Source organism: Rhizobium sp. SSA_523 (assembly GCF_030435705.1).
Taxonomy (GTDB): domain Bacteria; phylum Pseudomonadota; class Alphaproteobacteria; order Rhizobiales; family Rhizobiaceae; genus Neorhizobium.
Window position 1 is genome coordinate 2,237,733 of record NZ_CP129382.1, and the last position, 25,345, is coordinate 2,263,077.

22 protein-coding genes are annotated in these 25,345 nt (G+C 63.1%); 11 read left to right on the forward strand and 11 right to left on the reverse strand.

Annotated features, from left to right (window positions below; genetic code table 11):
* Positions 1-26: 26 nt before the first annotated feature.
* Positions 27-800 carry an ABC transporter ATP-binding protein gene (locus QTJ18_RS19060; RefSeq protein WP_252752472.1) on the reverse strand — a complete coding sequence of 258 codons (774 nt, stop codon included), beginning with the start codon at positions 798-800 and terminating at the stop codon, positions 27-29.
* A 205-nt stretch (positions 801-1,005) separates the two neighbouring features.
* Here QTJ18_RS19060 and QTJ18_RS19065 point away from each other — a divergent pair, with 205 nt between their 5' ends.
* From QTJ18_RS19065 to QTJ18_RS19075, 3 genes are all read left to right on the forward strand, one after another.
* Positions 1,006-1,860: a dimethylarginine dimethylaminohydrolase family protein gene (locus QTJ18_RS19065; protein ID WP_252752471.1), complete on the forward strand. Its 855-nt coding sequence runs from the start codon at positions 1,006-1,008 to the stop codon at positions 1,858-1,860.
* Positions 1,857-2,489, forward strand: a complete 633-nt coding sequence (locus tag QTJ18_RS19070; protein WP_252752470.1) for a TetR family transcriptional regulator C-terminal domain-containing protein — start codon at positions 1,857-1,859, stop codon at positions 2,487-2,489. Before QTJ18_RS19065 ends, QTJ18_RS19070 begins: the two co-directional genes overlap by 4 nt.
* 190 nt (positions 2,490-2,679) lie before the next feature.
* Positions 2,680-3,897 (forward strand): pyridoxal phosphate-dependent aminotransferase, encoded by a 1,218-nt coding sequence (locus QTJ18_RS19075; protein ID WP_252752469.1) that lies wholly within the window; start codon positions 2,680-2,682, stop codon positions 3,895-3,897.
* A 147-nt stretch (positions 3,898-4,044) separates the two neighbouring features.
* Here QTJ18_RS19075 and QTJ18_RS19080 read toward each other — a convergent pair whose 3' ends face one another.
* The 7 genes from QTJ18_RS19080 to QTJ18_RS19110 form a co-directional block, all read right to left on the reverse strand.
* Complete coding sequence (locus tag QTJ18_RS19080; RefSeq protein ID WP_252752468.1) at positions 4,045-4,341, reverse strand: hypothetical protein; 297 nt, start codon at positions 4,339-4,341, stop codon at positions 4,045-4,047.
* Between the two features lie 201 nt (positions 4,342-4,542).
* Positions 4,543-5,229: an ABC transporter ATP-binding protein gene (locus QTJ18_RS19085; protein ID WP_252752873.1), complete on the reverse strand. Its 687-nt coding sequence runs from the start codon at positions 5,227-5,229 to the stop codon at positions 4,543-4,545.
* Positions 5,226-5,975, reverse strand: coding sequence for an ABC transporter ATP-binding protein (locus tag QTJ18_RS19090; protein WP_252752467.1), 750 nt, complete (start codon positions 5,973-5,975; stop codon positions 5,226-5,228). The genes QTJ18_RS19085 and QTJ18_RS19090 overlap by 4 nt, the downstream gene beginning before the upstream one ends.
* Positions 5,968-6,939, reverse strand: coding sequence for a branched-chain amino acid ABC transporter permease (locus tag QTJ18_RS19095; RefSeq protein ID WP_252752466.1), 972 nt, complete (start codon positions 6,937-6,939; stop codon positions 5,968-5,970). Before QTJ18_RS19095 ends, QTJ18_RS19090 begins: the two co-directional genes overlap by 8 nt.
* Positions 6,940-6,950: 11 nt before the next feature.
* Positions 6,951-7,871 carry a branched-chain amino acid ABC transporter permease gene (locus QTJ18_RS19100; protein ID WP_252752465.1) on the reverse strand — a complete coding sequence of 307 codons (921 nt, stop codon included), beginning with the start codon at positions 7,869-7,871 and terminating at the stop codon, positions 6,951-6,953.
* A 9-nt stretch (positions 7,872-7,880) separates the two neighbouring features.
* The gene (locus tag QTJ18_RS19105) at positions 7,881-9,017 is read right to left on the reverse strand and encodes an ABC transporter substrate-binding protein (protein ID WP_252752464.1); all 1,137 of its coding nucleotides are present in this window, start codon (positions 9,015-9,017) and stop codon (positions 7,881-7,883) included.
* A 169-nt stretch (positions 9,018-9,186) separates the two neighbouring features.
* Positions 9,187-10,815 carry an AMP-binding protein gene (locus QTJ18_RS19110; RefSeq protein ID WP_252752463.1) on the reverse strand — a complete coding sequence of 543 codons (1,629 nt, stop codon included), beginning with the start codon at positions 10,813-10,815 and terminating at the stop codon, positions 9,187-9,189.
* 288 nt (positions 10,816-11,103) lie between these two features.
* On the opposite strand from QTJ18_RS19110, the gene QTJ18_RS19115 reads away from it, so the two are divergent.
* Positions 11,104-12,864 carry an ABC transporter ATP-binding protein/permease gene (locus QTJ18_RS19115; RefSeq protein ID WP_252752462.1) on the forward strand — a complete coding sequence of 587 codons (1,761 nt, stop codon included), beginning with the start codon at positions 11,104-11,106 and terminating at the stop codon, positions 12,862-12,864.
* 24 nt (positions 12,865-12,888) lie between these two features.
* On the opposite strand, the gene QTJ18_RS19120 is transcribed toward QTJ18_RS19115, so the two are convergent.
* A complete protein-coding gene (locus QTJ18_RS19120) occupies positions 12,889-14,793 on the reverse strand; it encodes a hybrid sensor histidine kinase/response regulator (protein WP_252752461.1) in 1,905 nt (634 codons plus the stop codon).
* 38 nt (positions 14,794-14,831) lie between these two features.
* Positions 14,832-15,584, reverse strand: coding sequence for a helix-turn-helix domain-containing protein (locus QTJ18_RS19125; RefSeq protein ID WP_252752460.1), 753 nt, complete (start codon positions 15,582-15,584; stop codon positions 14,832-14,834).
* A 127-nt stretch (positions 15,585-15,711) separates the two neighbouring features.
* Between QTJ18_RS19125 and QTJ18_RS19130 the strand changes: the two genes are divergently transcribed.
* Complete coding sequence (locus QTJ18_RS19130) at positions 15,712-16,455, forward strand: response regulator (protein WP_252752459.1); 744 nt, start codon at positions 15,712-15,714, stop codon at positions 16,453-16,455.
* Positions 16,456-16,498: 43 nt separating this feature from the next.
* On the opposite strand, the gene QTJ18_RS19135 is transcribed toward QTJ18_RS19130, so the two are convergent.
* Positions 16,499-16,873, reverse strand: coding sequence for a hypothetical protein (locus QTJ18_RS19135; RefSeq protein ID WP_252752458.1), 375 nt, complete (start codon positions 16,871-16,873; stop codon positions 16,499-16,501).
* 610 nt (positions 16,874-17,483) lie between these two features.
* Between QTJ18_RS19135 and QTJ18_RS19140 the strand changes: the two genes are divergently transcribed.
* The 6 genes from QTJ18_RS19140 (at position 17,484) to QTJ18_RS19165 (ending at position 25,340) form a co-directional block, all read left to right on the forward strand.
* Positions 17,484-18,071 (forward strand): ANTAR domain-containing response regulator, encoded by a 588-nt coding sequence (locus QTJ18_RS19140; protein ID WP_252752457.1) that lies wholly within the window; start codon positions 17,484-17,486, stop codon positions 18,069-18,071.
* A gap of 47 nt (positions 18,072-18,118) precedes the next feature.
* Complete coding sequence (locus QTJ18_RS19145; protein WP_252752456.1) at positions 18,119-19,411, forward strand: CmpA/NrtA family ABC transporter substrate-binding protein; 1,293 nt, start codon at positions 18,119-18,121, stop codon at positions 19,409-19,411.
* A gap of 325 nt (positions 19,412-19,736) precedes the next feature.
* Positions 19,737-22,199 (forward strand): nitrite reductase large subunit NirB, encoded by a 2,463-nt coding sequence (gene nirB, locus QTJ18_RS19150; RefSeq protein WP_252752455.1) that lies wholly within the window; start codon positions 19,737-19,739, stop codon positions 22,197-22,199.
* Positions 22,196-22,522, forward strand: coding sequence for a nitrite reductase small subunit NirD (gene nirD / locus QTJ18_RS19155; RefSeq protein WP_252752454.1), 327 nt, complete (start codon positions 22,196-22,198; stop codon positions 22,520-22,522). The genes nirB and nirD overlap by 4 nt, the downstream gene beginning before the upstream one ends.
* A 92-nt stretch (positions 22,523-22,614) precedes the next feature.
* Positions 22,615-23,457, forward strand: coding sequence for a formate/nitrite transporter family protein (locus tag QTJ18_RS19160; protein WP_252752453.1), 843 nt, complete (start codon positions 22,615-22,617; stop codon positions 23,455-23,457).
* A 65-nt stretch (positions 23,458-23,522) separates the two neighbouring features.
* The gene (locus QTJ18_RS19165) at positions 23,523-25,340 is read left to right on the forward strand and encodes a bifunctional protein-serine/threonine kinase/phosphatase (RefSeq protein ID WP_252752452.1); all 1,818 of its coding nucleotides are present in this window, start codon (positions 23,523-23,525) and stop codon (positions 25,338-25,340) included.
* Positions 25,341-25,345 lie beyond the last annotated feature (5 nt).

The following is a 25,345-nucleotide window of genomic DNA, read 5'->3' on the forward strand; positions in this document are numbered from 1 at the left end:
GTCCCCTTTCACTATTTTTGTGATTACTAATGGACGGAGCTGATGAATTTTTTCAGCCGCTCCGATTGCGGGTCTTCGAAAATCGCTTCGGGCGGTCCCTGCTCTTCGATCACCCCGCCATGCAGATACACCACATGACTCGCCACCTTGCGGGCGAATTTCATCTCATGCGTGACCAGGATCATGGTGCGCTTTTCCTGCGCCAGATCGCCGATGACGGTGAGAACCTCGCCGACGAGCTCGGGATCGAGCGCCGATGTCGGCTCGTCGAACAGCATGACCAGCGGCTGGATGGCCAGTGCGCGGGCAATCGCCGCCCGCTGCTGCTGGCCGCCGGAGAGGAAGGACGGATAGGCATCGCGCTTTTCATGCAGGCCGACGCGGCGCAGAAGCGTCTCGGCCACCGCAATCGCCTGATCGCGCGGCTGGTCAAGGACATGGACCGGCACTTCGATGACATTCTGCAGCACGGTCATGTGCTGCCAGAGGTTGAAACTCTGGAACACCATACCAAGCTTGGTGCGGATGCGCTGGATCTGCTTGCGATTGGCAGGCAGCAGGCCCCCATGCTTGTCCGACTTCATCTGGATCGTCTCGCCATGCACGCTGATCGATCCGGATGTCGGCAGTTCCAGCATGTTGATACAGCGCAGGAAGGTGGACTTTCCCGATCCGCTGCCGCCGATGATGGCGATCACGTCGCCCTGGTTTGCCGTCAGCGATACACCTTTGAGAACCTCCAGCGGGCCAAACCGCTTGTGAAGATCCCGAACTTCGATGGCTTGCGCCTCTTCCGCCATATTCCCTACACCGCCGGCTTTTGCCGGTCTTCACACCCCGAATTTCCCAGCCTGTTTTCAAACGCCCGCGATGCTGGAGCCGAACGCCTGAGGCGGAGTTTTGCACTTGTCCGGGGATTACTCAAGCGTATAATAACACAGGTTTAATCCACTATTGTGCAACTCCTATCCGAGGTTTCCCATGAATGCGTTTGGCTGCCAGGCCATGGCAACCCCTCTCCTGCGCGTCCTGATGCGCCGTCCGGGCGAGAGCCTTCGGCAGGCAAAGGCGGAAGTCTGGCATTACGGCAAAAGCTTCGATGCCGAGAAGGCCATTGCCCAGCACCGGCAATTTGCCGATCTCGTGGCCGCCTCGGGCTCGGAAATCCTGTGGCTCGACGATGACGGCGATGGCCTGGCGGATGCCATGTTCACCCATGATCCCTCGCTGATGACCGATCGGGGCGCAGTCATCCTGCGCATGGGCAAACCGCTGCGCGCCGATGAGCCGGCTCTGCACGAAAAGCTGTACCGCAAGGCGGGGATCCCGATCCTCGGGCGGATCGAGGCCCCCGGTACGGTCGAGGGAGGCGATTGCGTCTTTGTCGATGCCGGCACTCTGGCGGTCGGCCGCGGCGTGCGCACCAACCAGTCCGGCATCGACCAACTGTCCGCCTTGCTCGCGCCCATCGGCATTACCGTTCTGGCTTACGACCTGCCGCTCTGGCAGGGCGAAGAGGCCTGCCTGCATCTGATGTCGGTGATCAGCCCGCTGACGCAAACCATGGCGCTGGTCCATGCGCCGCTGATGCCGGCGGCCTTCTACATGCTGTTGCGGGAGCGCGGCTATACGCTCATCCATGCGCCGGAGGCCGAGTTTTCGGCGAGCAACGGCCTGAACCTCAACGTCCTGCCGACCGCGCCCGGCAATGTCATCATGGTAGACGGCTTTCCCGGCACCAAGGCGGTCATGGAAGCGCATGGCTGCCGCGTCGAGACATTCGCCGCCGATGCGCTGTGCATTGCCTGCGAAGGCGGGCCGACCTGCCTCACCCGCCCGATCCTGCGGCGCGCCGGTTGAGCCGGCGCAGCTACCAGAGGGCGCCCGAAGCGGTCCGGCGGGAGGAGCTGATCTCCGCCACGCTGGACTGCGTCGCCGAGCTCGGCATAACCGGCGCGACAATCCGCCAGATTGCCGCCCGCGCCGGCGTGACCGGCGGTCTTGTCCGGCATTATTTCGACGGGAAGGACCAGATGATGCAGGCGGCCTACCGCCACCTGATGACGGAGATGTTCGCTCCCGGCCATGAGATCGCAAGGCTCCCGGCAAGTGCTGTCGAGCGGCTTGGACGCTTCATCCGCACCAGCCTGACGCCGCCGGTTGCTGATGCCCGCACCATCTCCATCTGGGCCGCCTTCATCGGCCATGTTCCGATCAATCCCGGCTTTGCAGCCATTCACCGGGACCATTATGTTGCCTTCCTGGCCACGCTCGAGGAGATGATCGGCGGCTGCCTGGCCGAGCAGGAACGTCCCGCAGGACCGGAAGAGGCGCGTGCCTTCGCCATGGCGGTCAACGGTCTGATCGACGGGCTGTGGCTGGAGGGTTCGCTTCTGGGCGATGAACTGGAGCAGGCTGATCTTGCGGGCCTGGCCCTTCGTTCGGTCGAGCAGATGCTGGGGCTTGCCCCGCAGACGCTTCAGGCATAATCCCGACCGGGGTGCGGCGGTGCTCGACACGACCATGCCGGAGCCAAAGGGGCTTCGGCTGCATCGGATCAAGCCGCAGGACCGAAGCCGGACGCAGGATGCGTGAAACGATACCAGCCGCCGCGTTGGCTTGCAGCGTGCAAGACGGCGCAGGGCGGCGCTTTGATAAGGTCTGAACTGGAGAAATACCGTGCGCTACGCATCCATTACCGATCGCCTTGCAGATCTTGGCTCCGGCCGCTGGGCGCTGCATCTGGCCGCCCGCCGCATGGTCGCCGCGGGGGAGCCGGTCATCGAGCTCACCATTGGCGAACCGGACCTGCCGCCGGACCGCGCCCTGCTTGACGAATGCGCGCGCGCCATGCATGCCGGCCGCACACGCTATTCCAATGGCCGCGGCGAGCCGGCGGTGCTGAAGGCGCTGGTCGCCAAGTATGAGAAGCGCCGGCCGGGCGTGACGGAAAAGAATTTCCTCTGCTTTCCCGGCACGCAGACCGCGCTCTATGCGGTGATGACCGGCCTGGTGGAGGCCGGAGACGGCGTTCTGGTCGGCGATCCGCTCTACGCGACCTATGAAGGCGTCATCGCCTCGACCGGGGCGCATCTCATCGAGGTCCCGCTTCGCCCGGAAAACCGCTTCCACCTGCAGGCGGAGGATCTCGAACGCGCCGTCACGCCGGAAGCCCGCGTTCTTCTGCTCAACACGCCGCACAATCCGACCGGCGCCGTCTTGAGCGAAAGCGAGATCGCCGCCATCGGCAAGGTCTGCCGCAAGCATGATCTGTGGATCGTCTGCGACGAAGTCTACGAGCAATTGCTGTTCGGCGGGAGTTTTGCTTCCCCCTTCGACATGCCGGAGCTTGCGGAGCGCACGATCGTCGTCTCCTCGATTTCCAAATCCCATGCCGCGCCGGGCTTTCGCAGCGGCTGGGCAGCGGGTCCGGAGGAATTCTGCCTGAAGCTCCTGCCGGTATCGGAAACCATGCTTTTCGGCGTGCAGCCCTTCATCTCGGATATGACGGCGCTGGCACTGTCGCAGGATTTCGACACTGCCCGCATCATGCGCGACAATTACCAGCGGCGCGCAAATCTGGTGCAGACCACCCTTGCCGGCAGCAATCTCTTGAAGCCCATGATGCCGGAAGGCGGCATGTTCGTGGTGGTCGACGTGACCGCCACCGGCCTCAGCGGCGCGGATTTCGCCTGGGAATTGCTGAACACCGAAAAGGTCGCCGTCATGCCCGGCGCATCCTTCGGCCATCAGGCGGCAGGCTTCATCCGCATCTCGCTCACTGTTCCCGATGATGTGCTGGAAAAGGCGGTGCGCCGCATGGCGGATCTGGCCGGTCGCCTGGCGAAGGCCCGTCCGGGTGGCGGACCAGCCCCTACCGACCGGCTGGGAGCCTGATCGCGGGGGCTGGCGCAAACGTCGTTGGTAAGCCTGAATGTCAACGGAGCCGATATCCAGCAAGGCTTCGCGACATGGAATATGGCGATTTTCGCCATAGCCCTACAGGACGCGGCGCCACGCCCGAAACCTGATCGAGTTTCGACCCTAGAGCGGCTCGCCGGATTTCGTCGATCCGCTCTGCTGTGCCACGCTATCGGCCTGCGTCTCGAGATCATAGGCTGTACCGCCGCCGCCCGCGGCATCGCCGGCATCGGCCACGCGTCCACTTGCCGGAAGATCGGTCTTTTCGCGCGTCTTGAGATCCGATTCCTCAAGCTTCTTCTTCTCCCGCAGGAGATCGGCCGTCATCGGGTCGGGACCGGACCTGGTCCTGTCCTCACCGGTTCCGGCACTCGTTTCCACTGGAATCTGCTCGCGCATGTCTGGCTTGGCGCTTGGCATCCTGTTCTCCTTCGAGCTCTGGCGGCGCCTCATCGACCTCTGCAATCGATGTCGGCGCGCTTGCGATCCGTCGCGCCGGCTGCAGGGTCCCCACCGGATGTCTCCGATAGAACCGTCATGCAGCCGCGCCACGAAGGACCAACCCGCGGGAGGGACCGGTGTTCCCGAGGTCGGAGCGGATCCAGGCCCGACGCGGGTTCGTCACACGCCGAGATAGCGGTCCTGCAGATCGCCGGACAGGTCGCCGGGCCTGCCCTGCCAGACATTGCGGCCGTTTTCCAGGATGACGCACCGATCGGCAACGGGCAGCAATTCGGACAGCGTCTTGTCAACCACCAGGATCGAAAGCCCCTCTCCCTTCAGGGTGCGGATCGCGCGCCAGATATCCTGCCGGATGACGGGCGCAAGTCCCTCCGTCGCCTCGTCGAGAATGAGAAGCTTCGGATTGGTCATCAGCGCGCGGCCGACCGCCAGCATCTGCTGCTCGCCGCCGGACAGCGACCGGGCCATCTGGTCACGCCGTTCGGCCAGCCGCGGGAAAAGCTGGTTGACCCGTTCCAGCGTCCAGTGGCCGGACCGTGCGGCCGCCACCAGGTTCTCATAGACGCTGAGATTGGGAAAGCAGCGGCGGCCCTCCGGCACCAGGCCGATGCCCAGCCGCGCCACACGATGCGGCGGCTGGCGGTCGGTCGGCGTACCGGCGAAGATGATGCGGCCGGATTTCGGCGGCATGAGATTGCAGATCGACTTGATCGTCGTCGATTTGCCCATGCCGTTGCGGCCCATCAGCGCCACGACCTCACCCTCCGCCATGCTTAGCCGAACGCCGAACAGGGCCTGGCTGCCGCCATAGAAGGTCTGTATCTCCTGAACATCGAGCAGCATCAGGCGTGATCTCCCAGATAGGCGCTGCGCACGGCAGGATCGTTGCGGATCTCGTCCACCGATCCCGTGGCGATCACCCGCCCATAGACCAGCACCGAAATTCGGTTCGCCAGGGCAAAGACGGCATCCATATCATGCTCCACGAGCAGGATGGGCGCCTCCTGGCGCAGTTCGCCGAGGAAACGCGTCAGAGCCTTGGACCCCTCCGGTCCCATGCCGGCCATCGGTTCGTCCAGCAGGAATGCCTTCACATCGAGCGCCAGCGCAATGGCGATCTCCAGCTGCCGCTTTTCGCCATGCGACAGCTCGGAGGCCTGGACATGCGCGCGGGCCGCAAGGCCGACCCGCTCCAGCCGCGCCATGGCAGCCTCCCGCAATGCGCGGTCGCGCATGACCGGCTTGAAGAAGGCGAAGCTCGAGCCCTGCCTGGCCTGCACCGCCAGCATGACATTGCGGAGCGCCGAAAATTCGAGCGCGAGGGAGGAGATCTGGAAGGTTCTTCCCAGCCCCAGCCGGGCCCGCTGCGCGACCCCGGTCTGGCCGATATCGCGGCCGGCGAGGCGTATCTCTCCGCTATCCTGACGCACCGTTCCGCAGATCTGGTGGATCAGGGTCGATTTGCCCGCCCCGTTCGGGCCGATCAATGCGTGGATCTCGCCCGGGCGCAGATCGATCGAAACGCCGTCCGTTGCTTTCAGCGCCCCGAAACTCTTGCGCAGATCGCGAATTTCCAGAACCGGTTCAGCCATGACGCACCTTTCCAGCCAGAAGCCCGACAACGCCGCCGCGCGCAAACAGGACCGTTGCCAGCAGGATGAGGCCAAGGAAGAACTGCCAGCGCTCCGTCACGCCGCCCAGCCAGAATTCCAGCACGACATAAAGCGCAGCACCGGCCAGCGGGCCCATCAACCGCCCCGTGCCGCCGAGGATGATCAGGACGATGAGCTCGCCGGACATGTGCCAGGACAGCATGGAGGGGCTGACGAAGCGGTTGAGATCCGCATAGAGCGCCCCGGCAACGGCCGTGATCATTGCCGAGATGACGAAGGCCGTCAGCCGGATCGGGAAGGGCGAAATGCCGATGGAGGCGACCCGCACCTCGTTCTGGCGGCTCGCCTGAAGGGCTGCGCCGAAGCGCGATCCGGAAAGCAGTGCCGAAAACAAGAGCGCCAGGACGAGGACGCCGAACGAGACCAGGAAGAAATCCAGCGGCCGCATGGTGTTGAGACCCGGGAAGCCGTTGCGCAGGACGATCGACAGGCCGTCCTCGCCGCCATAGGCCGGCCAGGAAATGGCGAAGTAGTAGACCATCTGCGCAAAGGCGAGCGTGATCATGATGAAATAGACCCCGGAAGTCCGGAGACTGATGGCGCCGATGGCCAGGCTGACCAAGGCCGCGGCAGCCATGGCAGCGAGCCAGATCACCGGCATCTGGTCGGAGCCGGGCAGGCCGAACAGCATAGGCTCTCCCGCCATGGCATGCGAGGCAAGGATGCCGGCCGCATAGCCGCCAATGCCGAAGAAGGCAGCATGGCCGAAGGAGACCAGGCCGCCCAGGCCCAGCGCGATGTTGAGGCCGACCGCGGCAAGCGCCAGGATGGCAATGCGTGTGACCAGTGTCACGGTGAAGGTCTCGCCCATGGCCTGCGCCGCAACGGGCACGATCAGAAGGCAGGAGAGAAGAAGCAGGTTGACGAGGGTCTCGCGGGTCATCAGGGAGGTCCTCATGCCTGTGCCGGAAACAGGCCGCGCGGCTTGACCGCAAGAATGATCGCCATCACGATGTAGATCAGCATGGATGCGAGCGCGCCGCCGATCAGCCCCGCCTGGTCGGGCGGAACCACGACCGAGAGGATCTGCGGCAGCAGGAAGCGTCCGAGCGTATCGACGATCCCGACCAGCAGGGCACCGACAAGCGCCCCCTTGATCGAGCCGATCCCGCCGATGACGATGACCACGAAGGCCAGAATGAGCACGGGTTCCCCCATGCCGACCTGCACCGATTGCAGCGCCCCGACCATGGCGCCCGCCAGGCCGGCCAGCGCGGCGCCCAGCGCAAAGACCAGCGTGTAGAGCGTGCGGATATCGACGCCGAGCGCGGCGATCATCTCGCGATCGCTCTCACCGGCACGAATGCGCATGCCAAGCCTTGTTCGGGAAATCAGCCCGTAGAGCCCCAGTGCCACAAGCGCACCTGCGACAATGATGGCCAGGCGATAGGCGGGATATTGCGCGCCACCGGGCAAAGCCACCGCGCCCTGCAGGAGCGGCGGGATGTTGAGATACAGCGGGAAGGACCCGAACAACCAGCGTGTCCCTTCCGAAAAGATCAGGATCAGCGCGAAAGTGGCCAGCACCTGATCCAGATGGTCGCGATGATAGAGCCGCCGGATGACGGTGATTTCGATAAGCGCGCCGGCCGCTGCAGCGGCTGCCAGGCTGGCGATCAGGCCGAGCCAGAAGGAGCCGGTCCAGGCGGCGACGCTGGCGCAGGCAAAGGCGCCGACCATATAGAGCGAGCCATGGGCCAGATTGATGAGGCCCATGACGCCGAAGATGAGGGTCAGCCCGGCTGCCATGAGAAACAGCATGACTCCGAGCTGAACCCCATTCAGCAACTGCTCTATGACGAGAGCAAAACTCACGAACGCGCCTTACTTCTTGCAGTCTTTCGCATAGGCATCGCCGTGATCGGTAAAGATCGGCTCGACGATCTTGTTGGTCAGCGTGCCGTCTTCCTTCACCACTTCCGTCAGATAGATGTCCTGGATCGGATGGCGGTTCGTGTTGAACTTGAACTTGCCGCGCGGCGACTTGATATCCGCCTTGTTGAGGGCGGCGGTGAAGGCCTTCATGTCGGAAATGCTGGCCTGGCTTGCTGCCGACAGGATGAGCTGCGCGGCATCATAGGCCTGGACGGCATAGATGGACGGCAGGCGGCCATATTCCTTCTGGAAAGCGGGAACGAAGGCCTTGTTGGCCTCATTGTCGAGATCCTTCGCCCACTGGCCCGACGCCTTGGCGCCGAGTGCGGCATCGCCGATGGCCGGCAGCACGTCCTGGCTGAAGGAGAAGCCGGGGCCGATGACCGGGATCGTGACGCCGGACTGGGCATATTGCTTCATGAAGGCGATGCCCATGCCGCCGGGAAGGAAGACGAAGGCGGCATCGGCGCCGGAGGCACGGATCTGCGCGATCTCCGCGGCGTAATCCGTCTGGCCCACCTTGGTATAGACCTCGTTGGCGAGATCGCCTTTGTAGTAGCGCTTGAACCCGGTCAGCGAATCCTTGCCGGCCGGATAGTTCGGCGCCATGATGAACATCTTCTTGTAGACCTTGTTGGCATATTCGCCCATGGCCTCATGAAGATTGTCGTTCTGATAGGCGGCATTGAAATACAGAGGATCGCACTTCTCGCCGGCCAGGGCCGCCGGAGCCGCATTGGTCGAGACATAGAGCTTGCCCTGGGCCACCGCGCCTGGAACCACCGCCATCAGCAGGTTCGACCAGACGATACCGGTCAGGATATCGACCTTGTCGCTCTGGATCATCTTGTCGGCAATCTGCACCGCCAGTTCCGGCTTCTGCGCATCATCCTCGGTGATGACGGTCACGTCCTTGTTGCCGGCCTGCTTGATCGCCAGCATGAAGCCGTCGCGCGTATCGACACCCAGCCCTGCGCCGCCGCCGGACAAAGTGGTGATCAGGCCGATCTTGATCGGATCGGCCATGGCCATGCTCGATGCACCCAGCGACAGGGCCAGCGTTGCGGCCTTCAGAAAAGTCTTCATCTCATGCACTCCCGTTTTTTGCGTCCCAATTTTTATGTCTTTTGGCTCGACCCGCGGGCCGAAGACCTCCGCAAGGCAGCATAGCCTTATGAAAGTCCGTTTTCATAGTCGAAAACCGGTCCGGTCTCGCCGGAACGGCCCCCCTTGTCCCATCGTCCCGAGGCCGCGCTCAGGCCGCGCGATCCTGCTTCAGCCGGAAGCGCTGGATCTTGCCGGATTCCGTCTTCGGAAGTGCCTCGGCGAAAATGATGGAGCGGGGATATTTATACGGCGCGATCAGCGATTTGACATGCTCCTGCAGGAGCTTCGCCAGGGCGTCGCAGGCCTGCGCGCCATCGGTCAGCACGACATGCGCCTCGACGATTGCGCCGCGCTCCTCATCCGGCACGCCGATGACCGCGCATTCCAGCACCGCCTCGTGCTTCAGAAGCGCCGCTTCCACTTCCGGCCCCGCAATATTGTAGCCGGCGGAGATGATCATGTCGTCGGAGCGCGCGGCGAAGTGGAAGTAGCCATCCTCGTCCTGGACGAAGCTGTCGCCCGTCAGGTTCCAGCCGTCGCGGACATAATCCTTCTGGCGATCATCCGCCATATAGCGGCAGCCGATCGGTCCCTTGACGGCCAGCCGGCCGATCACGCCGCGCGGCACTTCGTTCATCGCTTCGTCGACGATCCTGGCCTCATAGCCGGTCAGCGGCCGGCCGGTGCAGGCGGGCTTTGCCTCCCCGAGCCGGTTTGAGATGAAGATGTGCAGCATTTCCGTCGCACCGATCCCGTCCAGGATCGGCTTTCCCGTCTTCGCCGTCCATTCCTCGAAGACCGGACCCGGCAGCGTCTCTCCCGCCGAGACCGCAATCCGCAGCGACGACAGGTCCGCCTTCCCCTGATCCATGGCCGCCATCATTGCCCGATAGGCGGTGGGCGCGGTGAAACAGATGGTCGCCTTGTAGGTTTCGATGATCTCCATCATCTTCGGCGGGGTTGCGCTTTCCAGAAGCGTGGCAGCAGCGCCGAAACGCAGCGGGAAAATTGCCAGCCCGCCCAGGCCGAAGGTGAAGGCGAGCGGGGGCGAACCGACAAACACGTCCTGCGGCGTTACCGCCAGCACTTCGCGTGCATAGGCATCCGCGATGATCAGAAGATCCCGATGGAAATGCATGGTCGCCTTGGGAACGCCGGTCGAGCCCGAGGTGAAGCCCAGCAGCGCCACGTCGTTGCGGCCGGTCTTCACCGCGTCGTAACGCACCGGCTTGTCGAGTGCGGCCCGGTCCAGTTCCGCATCATGATTGGCCGTGCCGTCGAAACCGATCACCTGCTTCAGGAACCGGCTATCCTTGGCGGCGGCCACCAATTCGTCCATCAGGCGCGTATCGCAAAGCGCCATGGAAATTTCGGCCTTGTCGATCACCTTGGTCAGTTCGCCCGAGCGCAGCATGGGCATGGTATTGACAACCACTGCCCCGGCCTTGGTCGCAGCCAGCCAGCAGGCCACCATGGCCGGATTGTTGGCCGAGCGGATCAGGACGCGATTGCCGGGCTTCAGCCCGTAATCTTCGGTCAGCGCACGGGCGATGCGGTTCGTCCAGTCCGACAATTCCTTGTAGGTGCGCCGACGGCCATTGCCGATCAGCGCCGTGTGGTCGCCAAATCCCTTTTCGACCATTCGGTCCGTCAGTTCGACGGCGGCATTGAGATATTCCGGATAGTCGAAACCATCGAGCAGAAGCTCCGGCCATTCCTCGAACGGCGGAAGATTCTGGCGGGCAAACTCATCCACATGACTGGTCGGTCCCAGCATGGCTCTGTTCCCTTCTGCTTGCCAAGGCATGGTTCACCTGAGGGTTTCCTCGCCCCGGTGAGCGCCTTTCGAGGCTGTTCTCGCCCCTTTGATGCTGCAAGAATTGCATCGGTCCGGGCGACATGCAAGCCGGAAATTTTAAGTTTCTAATAATTTATCCACGCGCGGCATCGGTGAGGCTTTCCCGGTCGCCAGCGCATGTTTCGAGGCCTTGTGTTTAGGATTTTCGGTGTAGAACAGGATGAAGAAGCCCTCGTATCGCCCACCGGACTGCATGACGGACCCCTCATGGCAAACGCAAACCAGACCCCGGACCAGCTGAGCGAATTCGACCGAGTCAGTCGCGAGTTCAGTTTTTACGCCCAGCTGCGCATGATGGCGGGCGCCTTCTGGTACTCCAATGTGCGCAACCGCGTGCTCCTGCTGACCGCGGCGCTTCTCACCGTCATCCTGTCCACTGTCTATGCGCAATACCGGCTAAACTACTGGAACACGCCCTTCTACAACGCGCTGGAACAGCGCGACCTGCCGGCCTTCCTGGAGCAATTGCAGGTCTTCTGCATCATTGCCGGCACGCTGTTGATCCTCAACGTGATCCAGGCCTGGCTGAACCAGATGACGGCGGTGCGCATGCGCGAGGGCCTGACGCGCGATCTCATCGACCAGTGGATGAAGCCGGGCCGGGCGTTGAAGCTGGCAAGCTCGGGACCGATCGGCATTAATCCCGATCAGAGGCTGCACGAGGATGCCCGCAATCTGGCGGAACTGACCACGACTCTCGCCATCGGGCTCGTCAATGCCACCATCCTGCTCTTGAGTTTCGTCGGCGTTCTGTGGCTGCTGTCTGCCGATTTCTCCTTCGAATGGAACGGCCGGCAGATCGCCATTCCGGGCTATATGGTCTGGGCGGCCCTGATCTATGCGGGCAGCGCCTCGCTGCTCAGCAAGGTGGTGGGCCGAAAACTGCCGGGGCTGAACACCCAGCGCTATGCGAAGGAGGCGGAGCTGCGCTTCGCCTTGATGCACACCAACGAGAACCTGATGGCGATCACGCTCGCCAAGGGGGAAGACAGCGAGACGCGACGCATACAGGAGGCTGTCAGCGCCGTCCTGTCCGTGCTTGGACAACTGGCCTGGGCTGCCACCAAACTGACCTGGGTATCGGCCGGCTTCGGCTGGATGACGACGATCGCGCCGATCCTGATTGCCGCCCCGGTCTATTTCAGCGGCACCTTGTCCTTCGGCGGATTGATGATGGCGGTCGGCGCCTTTAACCAGGTCAATACGGCGCTTCGCTGGTATATCGACAATTTCCGCCCCATAGCCGACTGGACGGCGGCACTCTACCGGGTCTCGATCTTTCGCCGCGCCCTTTGCAGCCTGGACGACGCAGAGGATGTGGTCGATACCGTCTCGATCGCCGTCGGCCAGGATGGCAGGCTGACCATCCGCGATCTGGCATTGACCCCCGCCCTCTCCTCCTCCGGCGCCGAGCGGGGCCTGCGCATGGCGGGAGAGACGGTGATCGCCGCAGGGGAGCGTGTCATGATCAACGGCGATCCCGGCGCCAACCGGCATCTGCTCTTCATGGCGCTGGCCGGTCTCTGGCGCTTCGGCTCCGGCGAGATCCGTTTGCCGCCGCCGCAGGACATGCTGTTCATCCCGCAGAAAGGCTATTTTCCCGATGCGACGCTGCGCGAAGTGCTCGCCTATCCGCACCGGGTCACGGCCTATGGCGACAGCCAGCTGGCGCAGGCTTTGACGCGGGTCGGACTGGCCTCGCTGATCGACAGGCTCGACCAGCGGGAACGCTGGGAGCGCATCCTTGACGACGAGGACCAGGCCCGGCTGCGGCTGGCCAATGCCATCCTGCTCGCGCCGCGCTGGATCGTCATCGACGATGCCATGGATGCGCTCGAACCGGCCGTTCAGCAGGAGGTGACCGAGATCCTGCGCCAGATCCCGGAGGTGGCGCTCATCTATATCGGCAGGTCCGAGGCCTTCATGACGCTCGAACCGCGGCTGATCCATCTCCAGCCGCTGAAGTGATTGGTCGGGAAGAGGAAAGCGGCATCAATCGAGCAGGCTGCGAAGCTCCAGCGCCAGATCCCGCGCCGTGTAGGGCTTTTTCAGCCAGCGGCCATCCGCCGCCAGCTGCTTGCCGGCAACCTCCGGCTCGGCATAGCCCGAGGTGAAGAGGATCTTGATGTCGGGCCGGATGTCGCGAACGATCTTCGCCAGCTGGTCGCCGGATAGTCCCGGCATGGAAATATCGGTGAAGAGCAGCGCGATCCCGGGATTGCGCTCCAGAACCCGAAGCGCTTCCTCGCCATTGGCAGCCTGGCACACGCTATAGCCGAAGCTTTCCAGCCGCGCCACGGCAACCCGGCGCACGCGCGCATCGTCCTCCACGACGAGGATGGTTTCGTGCCCGCCCGGAAGCTCCGCCGCGCGCCGTCCCGGATCGTTGGGCAGCGCAGCCGTTCCGCCGCTCGCCGCCGGCAAAAAGAGGCGCACGCTGGTGCCCTGGCCGATCTCGCTGTAGATCTGGATATGACCGCCAGACTGCCTGACGAAACCATAGACCATGGACAGGCCGAGCCCGGTTCCGGAGCCCGCCGTCTTGGTGGTGAAGAAGGGCTCGAAAGCCCTGTTCTTCACCTCTTCCGTCATGCCGGTTCCGGTATCGGTCACCGCCACCAGGACATAATCGCCAGCGCGCAGTTGCGGATACATCTGCGCATAATCGAAATCGAGATGCACCCGATTGACCTCAATCGTCAGAAGGCCGCCAGAGGGCATGGAATCGCGGGCATTGAGCGCCAGGTTCAGCAGGGCATTCTGCAATTGCGGCCCGTCCACCAGGGCTTCATTGCCGCCGCCGCGAATGGTGGTGCGCAAATCGACGCTATCGCCGATCGTGCGGCGGATAAGCTCCGAGAAACTCGAGACGAGTTGGCCAAGATCGATCAGGCGCGGATTGAGCGGCTGCCGCCGGCCGAAGGCCAGCAATTGTCCGGTCAGCTTCGCCCCGTCATCGGTGGCGCCCTGCGCCTCGTGCAAAAGGGTCAGCGCACGCGGATCGTCGAGCTTCATCTCGAGCATTTCGAGATTGCCGCTGATGACCGTCAGGAGATTGTTGAAATCATGGGCGAGCCCGCCGGTCAGCTGGCCGATCGCCTCCATTTTCTGGGCCTGGCGCAACTCCTCTTCGATCTTGTGACGGCTGGTGAGGTCGCGAATGAAGCCGGTGAAGATGCGCCGGCCATTGGATATGGCCTCGCCCACCGCCAGCTCCATCGGGAAGGTCGTGCCGTCCTTGCGCAATCCCTTCACCACGCGGCCGAGCCCGATAATGCGCCGCTGGCCGCTGGTCAGGTAATTGACGATATAGCGATCATGGCTTTCGCGGTCCGGCGACGGCATCAGGATCCGGACATTCTCGCCCTCCACCTCGTCCGCCTCATAGCCGAACAGATCCTCCGCCGTGGAGGAGAAGGAGGTGATCACCCCCACTTCGTCGATGACGACCATGGCCTCCGGCACCGTCTGCAGGATCGAGCGGAAATGCGCCTCGCGGGCCGAAAGGCTCTCCTGGATCGAGGCGGCGGAGCGAAAATCCTCGTTGAGCTGGATGACGACCGGCTGCCCGTCCACCTCGGAAAGCACCCAGCGGCTGAGGACGGTGATCGCGTGGCCGTCCTTGTGGCGATATTCGAGCGTGCTTTTCCAGGCGCCCCCGGTGCGGATATCGGCAATGATGGCCGCGATATCGAGGCTTGAACCGGGCTGCAGCAGCTCCATGACATGCAAGCCGACCACCTCATCGGGCGACCAGCCGAACAGTTCGGCACTTCCGGCGCTCCAATGGCTGATGATGCCGTCTTCCCCATGCGCAACGACATTGATCGGGTCTAGAACGGCAACCAGACGTATCAGATCGTCTGCCTGCGTACGGAACTTTGCCGTTTCGTCCATGCCTGTCCTCTTGCCGCCGCCATGGCGGATCTTCTGCGTCAATGCGGCCAGACGGCCTGTCTCGTCTTGGAGGTACCGGCATCGGCACTGTCATAACTATCGCCATCGCCGCACAGAGCAAGTAGTTTTCCGGGCTTGGCGATATCAAAGGCGTGACGGCCATTGGGTGCGATCACGCCGCGCGAAACAAGCTTGGTGATGGTGCGCGAGACGGTTTCGATGGTCAGGCCGAGATAGTCCGCCATATCCTGCCGGCTCATCGCCAGTTCGATCCTGCGGGAAAGCGCCTGATCGCCGTTCAGCCGGCGGGCGATCAGCAGCAGGAAGCTGCATACCCTTTCCTCGGCGCTCTTGCGTGACAAAAGCACCATCTGATCCTGCGCTGCGGCCATTTCGTCGCAGATGAGAGCAAAGAGCTGCGGCCGAAGATCGGGCGAGGTTTCGATCGCTTCCTGGAAGACGCGCCGTGTCACCCGGCGGACCGTGACCGGCGTGACGGCCTCGGCGCTGTAGAGATAGACATCCTTCAGCGACAGGCCGACCATGTCGCCGGCATGGAGAAAGCCGGTGATGACCCGGCGGCCATCCGATATGATCTTGAAAATCCTCAGGACGCCCTCGGCAATCTCGAACACGTGCTGGGCCCGATCGCCCTGCCAGAACAGGCCTTCCCCGATATCCAGGCTCTCGCGCGGTACCGCAGCGAAAAGCTCGTCGAGCGTCGCCAGCGGCGGCTTCATCGATGCCATGGCAGCATAGGCGGAATGTGCGTTTGAACCGGTCGAAAGCATGTGCGTCCCTCTGTCTTGCTGGGTCAACTATGCAGAGGGGCGGTGACAGAAGGATGCCGCGCGTGTTACGGATCGTGCGATCGTGTAACAGACTGTAACAACGCATCCATTAGGCAGGCCTGATAGAATGTATCGCGAGCGGCGGGCAGAACATATTCTGGTTGTTGATGACGATCCGCGTATCCGCCAGATGATCATCCGGTATTTCGAGGACGAGGGCTTTGTCGTGCACGGCGCGGCCGATGGCGCGGCCATGCGCAAGGCGCTGGCAGAGCATTGCGTCGACCTCATCCTGCTGGACCTCGTCCTGCCCAATAGCGAGGATGGCCTTGCTTTGGCGCGCGAGGTGCGGACCTCCTCGGATGTGCCGATCGTGATGCTGACCGGACGCGACGACGTGCTGGACCGGATCATCGGCCTGGAAGTCGGGGCCGATGATTATATCCCCAAGCCCTTCCATCTGCGCGAAGTCCTGGCGCGGGTGCGCAGCATTCTGCGCCGGCGCCGCCCGGCGGAGGCCGTGCCGCAGGAAAGCGGCCAGGTGATGGAATTCGAAGGCTGGAAGCTGGAAGTCAGCCGCCGGCGACTCCTCAATCCGCAGGGCGAAGAGGTGGAGCTGACCACCGGCGAATTCGACATGCTCTCGGTCATGGTTCGCAATGGCGGACGCGTGCTGACCCGCGAAATGCTGATGGACCAGACGCGCGGACGGCAACTGGAGGCCTTTGATCGCGCCATCGATGCGCAGATCGCCAGGCTTCGCAAGAAGATCGAGGCCGATCCCGCCCATCCGGTCCTGATCCGGTCCGTGCGCGGGGTCGGCTATATCTTCACCGGCGATGCCCCGAAATCCGCGTCGCTCAAAGCCTGAGAGACGTCAAGAGCAGGTCTTACCGCAGGAGCGGACAGACAGGTCACGGCACCGGTTGCAGGACCGGGCAGGCCGTGTCGAGTCCTGCGGCGAAAGCCCGGATATGCGCCTGGAATGCCGATTGCACACCCTCTTCATCGACAACCGTGGCCACCACGTAAAGCGGCACGTCGAGGCTCGTGACGGACCCGCTTCGCTGGATGCGGGTATGACATAGGCCTTTCAGATAGCCGGCGGCATTGGCGCAGACAAACAACCGGTCGCTGGCCCAGGGCGCCTGGCTTGCGGCGATGATCGTCTGGCAGGACTGGCGCCAGCGGGAAAGATCGCAATCGGCTTGCACCGCACTGGCGAGCGGAAAGGCCCGGTCGATCTGGGCGGGCGTCATCTCGGTGACAATATAGGCGGCGGTCGTCATCTCATTCCTCGGAAGGCTTGCCCCTTCCCGGCTCGCAGCCCAAACGGGCCGCAGGATTTCCGATGCCGCGATAAATAGCCGATCGGCGAGGTGGAGGCTTTGAGGAGAATCAAACATCAGCCGCCCTGTGACGATGAATATCGGGCGAATGTCAGGATGGACCGGCGCCTTGCGGGGAGACCGCAGACGAGGCGGCGCGCCCGACCTGTCCGACCAGACGCTGAGCCTCCCGCGGCAAGACAAAGTGGCCACGCGCGACGCCCTGGCAAGGACCGCGCCAGAAGCGCCACGCGCGGCAACCCGGAACATCTACCGCTATAGATGCGATCCGGGCCATGACTGTGTCTGCTGTGGAAAATGAGTGGCGGCACCGCAGGCGCGTGCAGCCATATATTATCGACAGCTAAAGAAAGGCAAAAGTGAGGCTAAACGTTTAATCATGCAAGATCGAGGGCTGCCTTCGGTCCCAGCGCACGCACAAGGCCTCCAAACGCGCGTTTGCTGATAAATTGGGCATATATCGTTCGTGCCGTTAATTTGAGCGAATCCCCTTGCCAAGCGCGCCACAACGCGGCATCACTTCCACGGTAACGACAACCGGCCTGGGCGCATGCTGCAGCAAGACCTCACAATCCTTGTCATCGATGAGAATGCCATCCGGTCGTCGATCATCGAGGAGGGTCTGCAGGAGGCAGGCCACCGAAACGTGACGGTCATTCACGAAGTTCAAGGCGTTGCGCGCATCATCGAGACCCTGCGGCCGGATGTGATCATCATCGATATCGAAAATCCCGACCGCGACCAGATGGAGCACCTCTTCCAGCTGACCCGCACGGTGTCGCGGCCGATCGCCATGTTTGTCGACCGCTCCGATACGGCCTCCATCGAGGCGGCGGTGGAGGCCGGAGTGTCCGCCTATATTGTGGACGGGCTGAAAAAGGAGCGCGTCAAGCCCATTCTGGACATGGCCGTTTCCCGCTTCAACGCCTTCAGCCGGCTGCAACGCGAACTGGCCGAGGCGCGATCGGCCCTCGAAGAGCGCAAGATCATCGAGCGCGCCAAGGGCATTCTGATGAAGCTGCGCGGACTGTCCGAGGACGAGGCCTTCACGCTCTTGCGGCAGACGGCGATGAACGAAAAGAAGAAGATGTCGGAGATTGCGCAAAGCGTCGTCACTGCTGCAGGCCTGCTGACATGATGACAGGGCAATCCAAACCGGCCGCCATGCAGAAGGGAGCGCCAGCCATGGCCAAGCAAACGCAGCAGAACCTCTCCGCACCCGCCCGAGTGCAGGGGCCGGAGCCCAAGATGTTGCGCGCCGGCTTCATTCCCCTGGTGGACGCGTCGATCCTGATTGCGGCGAAGGAATTCGGTTTTGCAGAGCGCGAAGGCCTGACGCTCGACCTCGTCAGGGATGTCTCCTGGGCCAATGTGCGTGACCGCCTGGCCTTCCGCCAGTTCGACATCGCCCATATGCTCTCTCCCATGCCTGTCGCCTCGATGCTGGGCCTCGGCTCCAACCCCTCCCCCACGATCACCCCCTTTTCTCTGGGGCGCGGCGGCAATGCGATCACCCTCTCCACCCGCCTCTTTGCCCGCATGCAGGAGATCGCCGGACTGTCGGAAACAGGATCCGCGCTGGACAATGCGCTGGCCCTTTCCGCCCTCCTGAAGACCATGCGCCGACAGGGCGAGGCGCCACCGACCTTTGGAATGACCTATCCCTTCTCCTCGCATAATTATGAATTCCGCTACTGGCTGGCCGCCGGTGGCATCGACCCGGACAAGGATGTCAAGATGGTCGTGGTGCCACCGCCTTTGACCTCGGACGCGCTCGCGGCCGGCGCGATCGATGGTTTTTGCGTCGGCGCACCTTGGAACATGGTCGCCTCCGAGCGTGGCGTCGGCCGTATCGTGGCCGCAAAGCAGGATATCTGGCCGCTGGCGCCCGAAAAGGTGATCGGCATGCGCCCGGACTGGGCGCAGAACCATCAGGACACCGTTTCGCGCCTCATCGTGGCTCTGGATGCGGCTGCGCAATGGTGCGACCGGGCCGACAATCACGATGCGCTGGCCGATATTCTGGCAGCTCCCCACTATATTGCCGCACCCAAGCAGATCATCCGCCATGTGCTGGCGGGCGAGTTCAGCCTCGATGCACGCGGCAATCGCCGGGTCATCGAGCGCTATTTCACCTTCCATGACGGGAATGCCAATTACCCGCTGCCAAGCCAGGCCTTGTGGATCTTCAGCCAGATGATCCGCTGGGGACAGGCGGTCTACAGCAGAGAGGCCGCAGAGGCCGCCGCCGCCGCCTACCGGCCCGACCTTTACAGGATGGCCCTCGGCAAACCGCGTCCTTCCGCCGCTATGCCGGAGCCGAAGAGCTTCGCTCCGCACGGCACGACGGACGAAGATCGTTTCATGGACGGGATGATCTTCGACCCTTCCGACCTCGAGGCCTATGTCCGCCGCTTCCCCGTGAGAGCCTCCTTGCCCTCATCGTCCGCAAGAACCGCAACCTTGGACGAGAGCTGACGGATCTCAGAAGCCGCTTAAATTTGCGGCATTGCCTAATAAACAGCAGGCTTTGCCGACTGCGGCTCGTTCCCGGTTGATCGCAAGTCCTCATAAGAAGACCAACTAAACCAATGAATTAGACAAATTTCGCGCAGTTGGCACGCGGCTTGCAGTACCTTTGTAGCGCGGTCAACGGCGACCAGCGCATGAACAAGCGCCGCGCTGGCGCTTTCCCGACAGACACCGACGTCGCAGGGTTTTCGTGGATGGACTTCTGGTCCGCCCGGATGCTCTCGCGGCGTTTTTTCGTTTTGGCTTCCGTTACAGCTAAGGGAAACCGCACATGGTTGAGACTATCGGCCCGGAACGGCTGGTCATCATCGGCAACGGCATGGCGCCGGGCCGCATGCTCGAACATATTTTCGAACAGGCGCCTGGGCGCTTCGCGGTCACGATCTTCAACGCCGAACCCCGCGTGAATTATGACCGCATCATGCTTTCACCCGTGCTGGCAGGTGAAAAGACCTATGAAGACATCATCATCCATGGTGATGCCTGGTATCAGCAGCACGGCGTCACGCTGCATCGCGGAGAGAAGGTCGTCGCCATCGACCGCGCCCGGCAAATCGTAACCTCGCAGTCGGGCCGCAGTGTCGCCTATGACCGGCTTGTCATTGCCACCGGCTCCGCCCCCTTCATCATTCCGGTTCCGGGTCATGATCTGCCGGGCGTGGTGGCCTATCGCGATCTCGACGATGTGGATGTCATGCTCTCTGCCGCCCGCAAGGGGGGCGAGGCCATTGTCATCGGCGGCGGCCTCCTGGGACTCGAAGCTGCAGCAGGGCTCAAGGCACAGGGCATGAGCGTGACGGTGCTGCATGTGATGCCGAGCCTGATGGAGCGGCAGCTTGATGCCGCTGCCGGCTATCTTCTGCAAAAGGCGCTGGAGGATCGCGGCATCACGGTGATCTGCAAGGCAAATACGAAGGCAATCCTTGGCACGGACCAGGTGGAGGCCGTCGCTCTGGAGGATGGCCGCATCATTCCGGCTTCGCTCGTCGTCATGGCCGTCGGCATACGCCCGCATGTCCAGCTGGCGCGGGATGCGGGCCTGGCGGTCAATCGCGGCATCGTCGTCGATGACGGCATGTCGACATCGGATGGGCGGATTCTGGCGATCGGCGAATGCGCCGAAGTCGGCGGGCAGGTCTATGGCCTGGTGGCGCCGCTCTATGAAATGGCCCGCATTGCCGCCTCGCATCTGCTTGGCGACGCGTCCCCGGCCTTTGTTCATGCCGACACGCCGACCAAGCTGAAGGTCACCGGCATCAATCTCTACTCGCTTGGAGATTTTGCCGAGGGGCCCGACCGCGAGGAGATCGTCCTGCGCGATGCGACGGCCGGCATCTACAAACGGGTGGTGATCAAGGACAACCGGATCATCGGCACCGTGCTCTACGGCGAAACCGCGGATGGTGCCTGGTTCAACGATCTGAAGAAGAAGGCCACCGACATTTCGGCGATGCGCGACACGCTGATCTTCGGCCAGTCCCATCAGGGCGGGGCGGTGCTGGATCCGATGGCGGCCGTTGCAGCCTTGCCCGAAGACGCCGAGATCTGCGGCTGCAACGGCATCTGCAAAGGCAAGATCACCTCGACGATCACCGCCAAGGGGCTGACCTCGCTGGACGAGGTGCGGGCTCATACAAAGGCGTCCGCCTCGTGCGGTTCCTGCACCGGCCTGGTGGAACAGCTGATGACTCTGACGCTCGGCGACAGCTACAATCCGGCGGCCGTCACGCCCATGTGTCCCTGCACGGAATTCGGCCATGACGATGTACGCCGCCTGATCAAGGCCAAGGGCCTGAAGAGCATTCCGGCCGTCATGCAGGAGCTGGAATGGAAGACCTCCTGCGGCTGTGCCAAATGCCGACCGGCGCTCAATTACTATTTGGTCTGCGACTGGCCGGATGAATATGCGGATGATTATCAGTCCCGCTACATCAACGAGCGCGTCCACGCCAATATCCAGAAGGACGGCACCTATTCCGTCGTGCCACGCATGTGGGGCGGGGTGACCTCTGCGCAGGAGCTGCGCGCCATTGCCGATGTCGTCGACAAGTTCCAGATCCCCATGGTCAAATGCACCGGCGGCCAGCGCATCGACATGCTGGGCGTGAAGAAGGAAGACCTTCCCGCGGTCTGGGCCGATCTCGGCAAAGCGGGTTTTGTCTCCGGCCAGGCCTATGCAAAAGGTCTGCGGACGGTGAAGACCTGCGTCGGCTCGGACTGGTGCCGCTTCGGCACGCAGGATTCCACCGGGCTCGGCATCCGCATCGAGAAATTCATGTGGGGCTCGTGGACGCCGGCCAAGCTGAAACTTGCGGTTTCCGGCTGTCCGCGCAATTGCGCGGAGGCCACCTGCAAGGATATCGGCGTCATCTGCGTCGATTCCGGCTTCGAAATCCATTTCGCCGGCGCCGCCGGGCTCGACATCAAGGGAACCGATGTTCTTGGCCTGGTGAAAACCGAGGACGAGGCGCTCGAAGCCATCGTCGCCCTCACCCAGATGTATCGCGAGCAGGCCCGCTATCTCGAACGCATCTACAAATGGGCCAAGCGTGTCGGCCATGACGAAATCCGCCGCCAGATCCTCGCGGATGGCGAGCGCCGAAAGGCCTATTTCGACCGCTTCGTGTTCAGCCAGAAATTCGCCCAGGTCGATCCCTGGTCGGAGCGTGTGTCCGGCAAGGACAAGCACGAGTTCAAGCCCATGGCACGACTGATGCAGGAGGCCGCCGAATGAACCAGATCTCGCGCAACTGGGTCGTCATCGGCTCCCTCAACGACATTCCCCGCCAGGGCGCCCGGTGTGTCGAAAACGGAGCCATGACCATTGCCGTCTTCCGCACCCATGACGACCGGATCTTCGCCATCGAGGACAAATGCCCGCATCGCAACGGTCCGCTGTCCCAGGGGATCGTTCATGGCGACTGCGTCACCTGCCCGCTGCACAACATGGTTATCCATCTGGCCACGGGCCGGGCGCAGGGCGCCGATGAGGGCGAGACCGTAACCTTCCCGGTCAGACTGGAGGGCGACATCATTCACCTGGGGATCGATTTCTGATCGCCGACGCCTGAGGGAGAAGCCGCTCCGGATCAATGAGGGCGGTCGAAAGCAGCAAAACCCACATCCATCCAGAATAGGGGATATTGAGAATGGCCTATCTAGCTCCGCAAGAATTCGCCACCAAGATGATCGATGCCGGCGAATCCAAGCTCTTCATGTCCACCAAGGACACTCTGATCCGCTCCTACATGGCCGGCGCCATCCTGGCGCTGGCGGCGGCCTTCGCCGTCACCGTGACGGTCAATACCGGACAGCCGCTGATCGGCGCGCTGCTCTTTCCTGTCGGCTTCTGCATGCTCTATCTGCTGGGCTTCGACCTTCTCACCGGCGTCTTCACTCTGGTCCCGCTTGCGCTGATCGACAAACGCCCTGGCGCGACCATGTCCGGCATGCTGCGCAATTGGGGACTGGTGTTCCTCGGCAATTTCGCCGGCGCGCTGACGACCGCCGTCTTCATGGCCGTCATCTTCACCATGGGCTTCACCGAAGCGCCCAATGCCATCGGCCAGAAGATCGGCACGATCGGCGAAAGCCGGACGCTCGGCTATGCCGCAGCCGGCTTCGGCGGCATGCTGACGCTCTTCGTCCGCGCCGTCATGTGCAACTGGATGGTGTCCACCGGCGTGGTGGCAGCGATGATGTCAACCTCGGTTTCCGGCAAGGTCATCGCGATGTGGATGCCGATCCTCATCTTCTTCTACATGGGCTTTGAACATTCCATCGTGAACATGTTCCTTTTCCCCTCCGGCATCATGCTCGGCGGCCAGTTCACCTGGACGGATTATTTCCTCTGGAACGAGATCCCGACGGTTCTGGGCAATCTCGTCGGCGGCCTGACCTTTGTCGGCCTGACCCTCTACACGACCCATGCGAAGACCAATGCCAAGAAACGGTCCTCGGACGCCAAGCTGATGTCCGTCGCTGCCGAATGATCCGCAAGGATCCCGCCGCCGGGCGGCGGGATCCTCCCCTTGCCAAGAGATCGAGGTCATCTGCCGTGATCGCCCATGCCGAGAGATTTGCGCCAGCGCAAGGCGATCATCGCCTGATCCGTCATGGCCCGCCTGCCGCCTCCGGCCTCGACCAGACCCGGCTGGACATCAGCCTGGGACAATATTCCAGCCGCGGAAACAAGCCGGAAAATCGGGATTTCTACGGCGCGATCCTGCCTGAGGACCGTGTCCGTGCGTCAAAGGGCATTGCGCTTGTCGTGGCCGACGGCATTTCCTCCAGCGAGGTCAGCGGCGTGGCGGCGCAGACGGCGGTCAAGAGCTTCCTGTCCGATTACTACTGCACCGCCGATAGCTGGAGCGTCGACAAAGCGGCCCGACGGGTGATTGCCGCCGTCAATGCATGGCTGCACGCCGAGACGCGCCGGGGCGGCATGATCGCCGACCGCGACCGAGGCTATGTCTGCACCTTTTCCGCCCTGATCCTGCGCTCGCGCACCGCGCATGTCTTCCATGTCGGAGACAGCAGCATCCTGCACCTGTCCAAAGGCGCTCTCGAACCGCTGACCGATCCGCACCGCATCCGCCTGTCGGCCGGAAAGACTTGCCTTGCCAGGGCGCTCGGCATGAATGACGGCGTCGATGTCGATTACCGTCAGCGTCCGGTTGCACTCGGCGACATCTTCATCCTGGCGACCGATGGCGTCAGCGATGTTCTGGATCATCAAGACATTCTGAGCCTCCTCCAGCCGGGCTGCGATCTCGATCTCGCAGCCAGGGCGCTTTCCGAGAAGGCGCTTCAGAAGGGTAGCGACGACAATCTGACGGTTCAGCTGGCGCGCATCGAGGCTCTCCCGTCGCCCGATGGGGAGGAAGCGCTTGGCGAGCCTGGCCTGCCTCCCCTGCCCGCCATCCCCGAACCGGGCGGACAGCTGGACGGGTTTGCGATCATCCGCCGTCTGCATGCCAGCGACCGCAGCCATGTCTTCGAGGCGCGCGACCTGGAGACCGGCGAGCGCGTCGCATTGAAGGTTCCGGCGGTCTCGGTGCGGGAGGATGGCGTCTTCCTTCGTCGGTTCCTGATGGAGGAGTGGATTGCCCGCCGGCTCGACAACCCGCATCTCCTGCGCCCGGCCGGCACCGGCCGTCCGCACCGTGCCCTTTACACGACCATGCAATGGATCGAGGGCGAAAGCCTTGCGGCCTGGATGCGGGACAATCCGCGCCCATCCTTGTCGGCCGTGCGCCGCATCATCAGCCAGGCCGGCCAGGGATTGCTGGCCATGCACCGGCGCGGAATGCTGCATCAGGACCTGCGTCCGGACAATATCCTGATCGACCGGAGCGGTCATGTGACGATCATCGATTTCGGCTCCGCCTGGATCACCGGAGGCGGCGAGCTCTTCGATCTTGTCGAAGACCGCCTGCCCGGCACGCAAGCGTTCATGGCGCCGGAATACAGTCTGGGAGACAATGCCACAGAGCGCGCCGATCTGTATGCGCTGGCGACGATTGCCTACCAGATGCTGTCGGGCCGGCTGCCTTACGGCACCGCAATGGCGCAGGCGCGAACCCGAGCCGGGCAGCGCAGGCTTGCCTATGATCCGGTCTGCGACAGCAAGAGCGAGATCCCGCTTTACGTCGATGCCGCCCTGCGCAAGGCGCTTCACTACGATCCGCAGCGGCGCCAGAGCGATATCGGCGAGTTCCTCGCCGATCTTCACCGGCCCAACCCGTCCCTTCCGGGCCTGCGCCAGACAGCGCTGATCGAACGCGACCCCGCCATCTTCTGGAAGGGCGTCAGCCTGTTTCTCGCCATCCTCCTGCTCGGCCTTCTCGGCTGGGTCTCTCTCCACCACACGTGAACGCA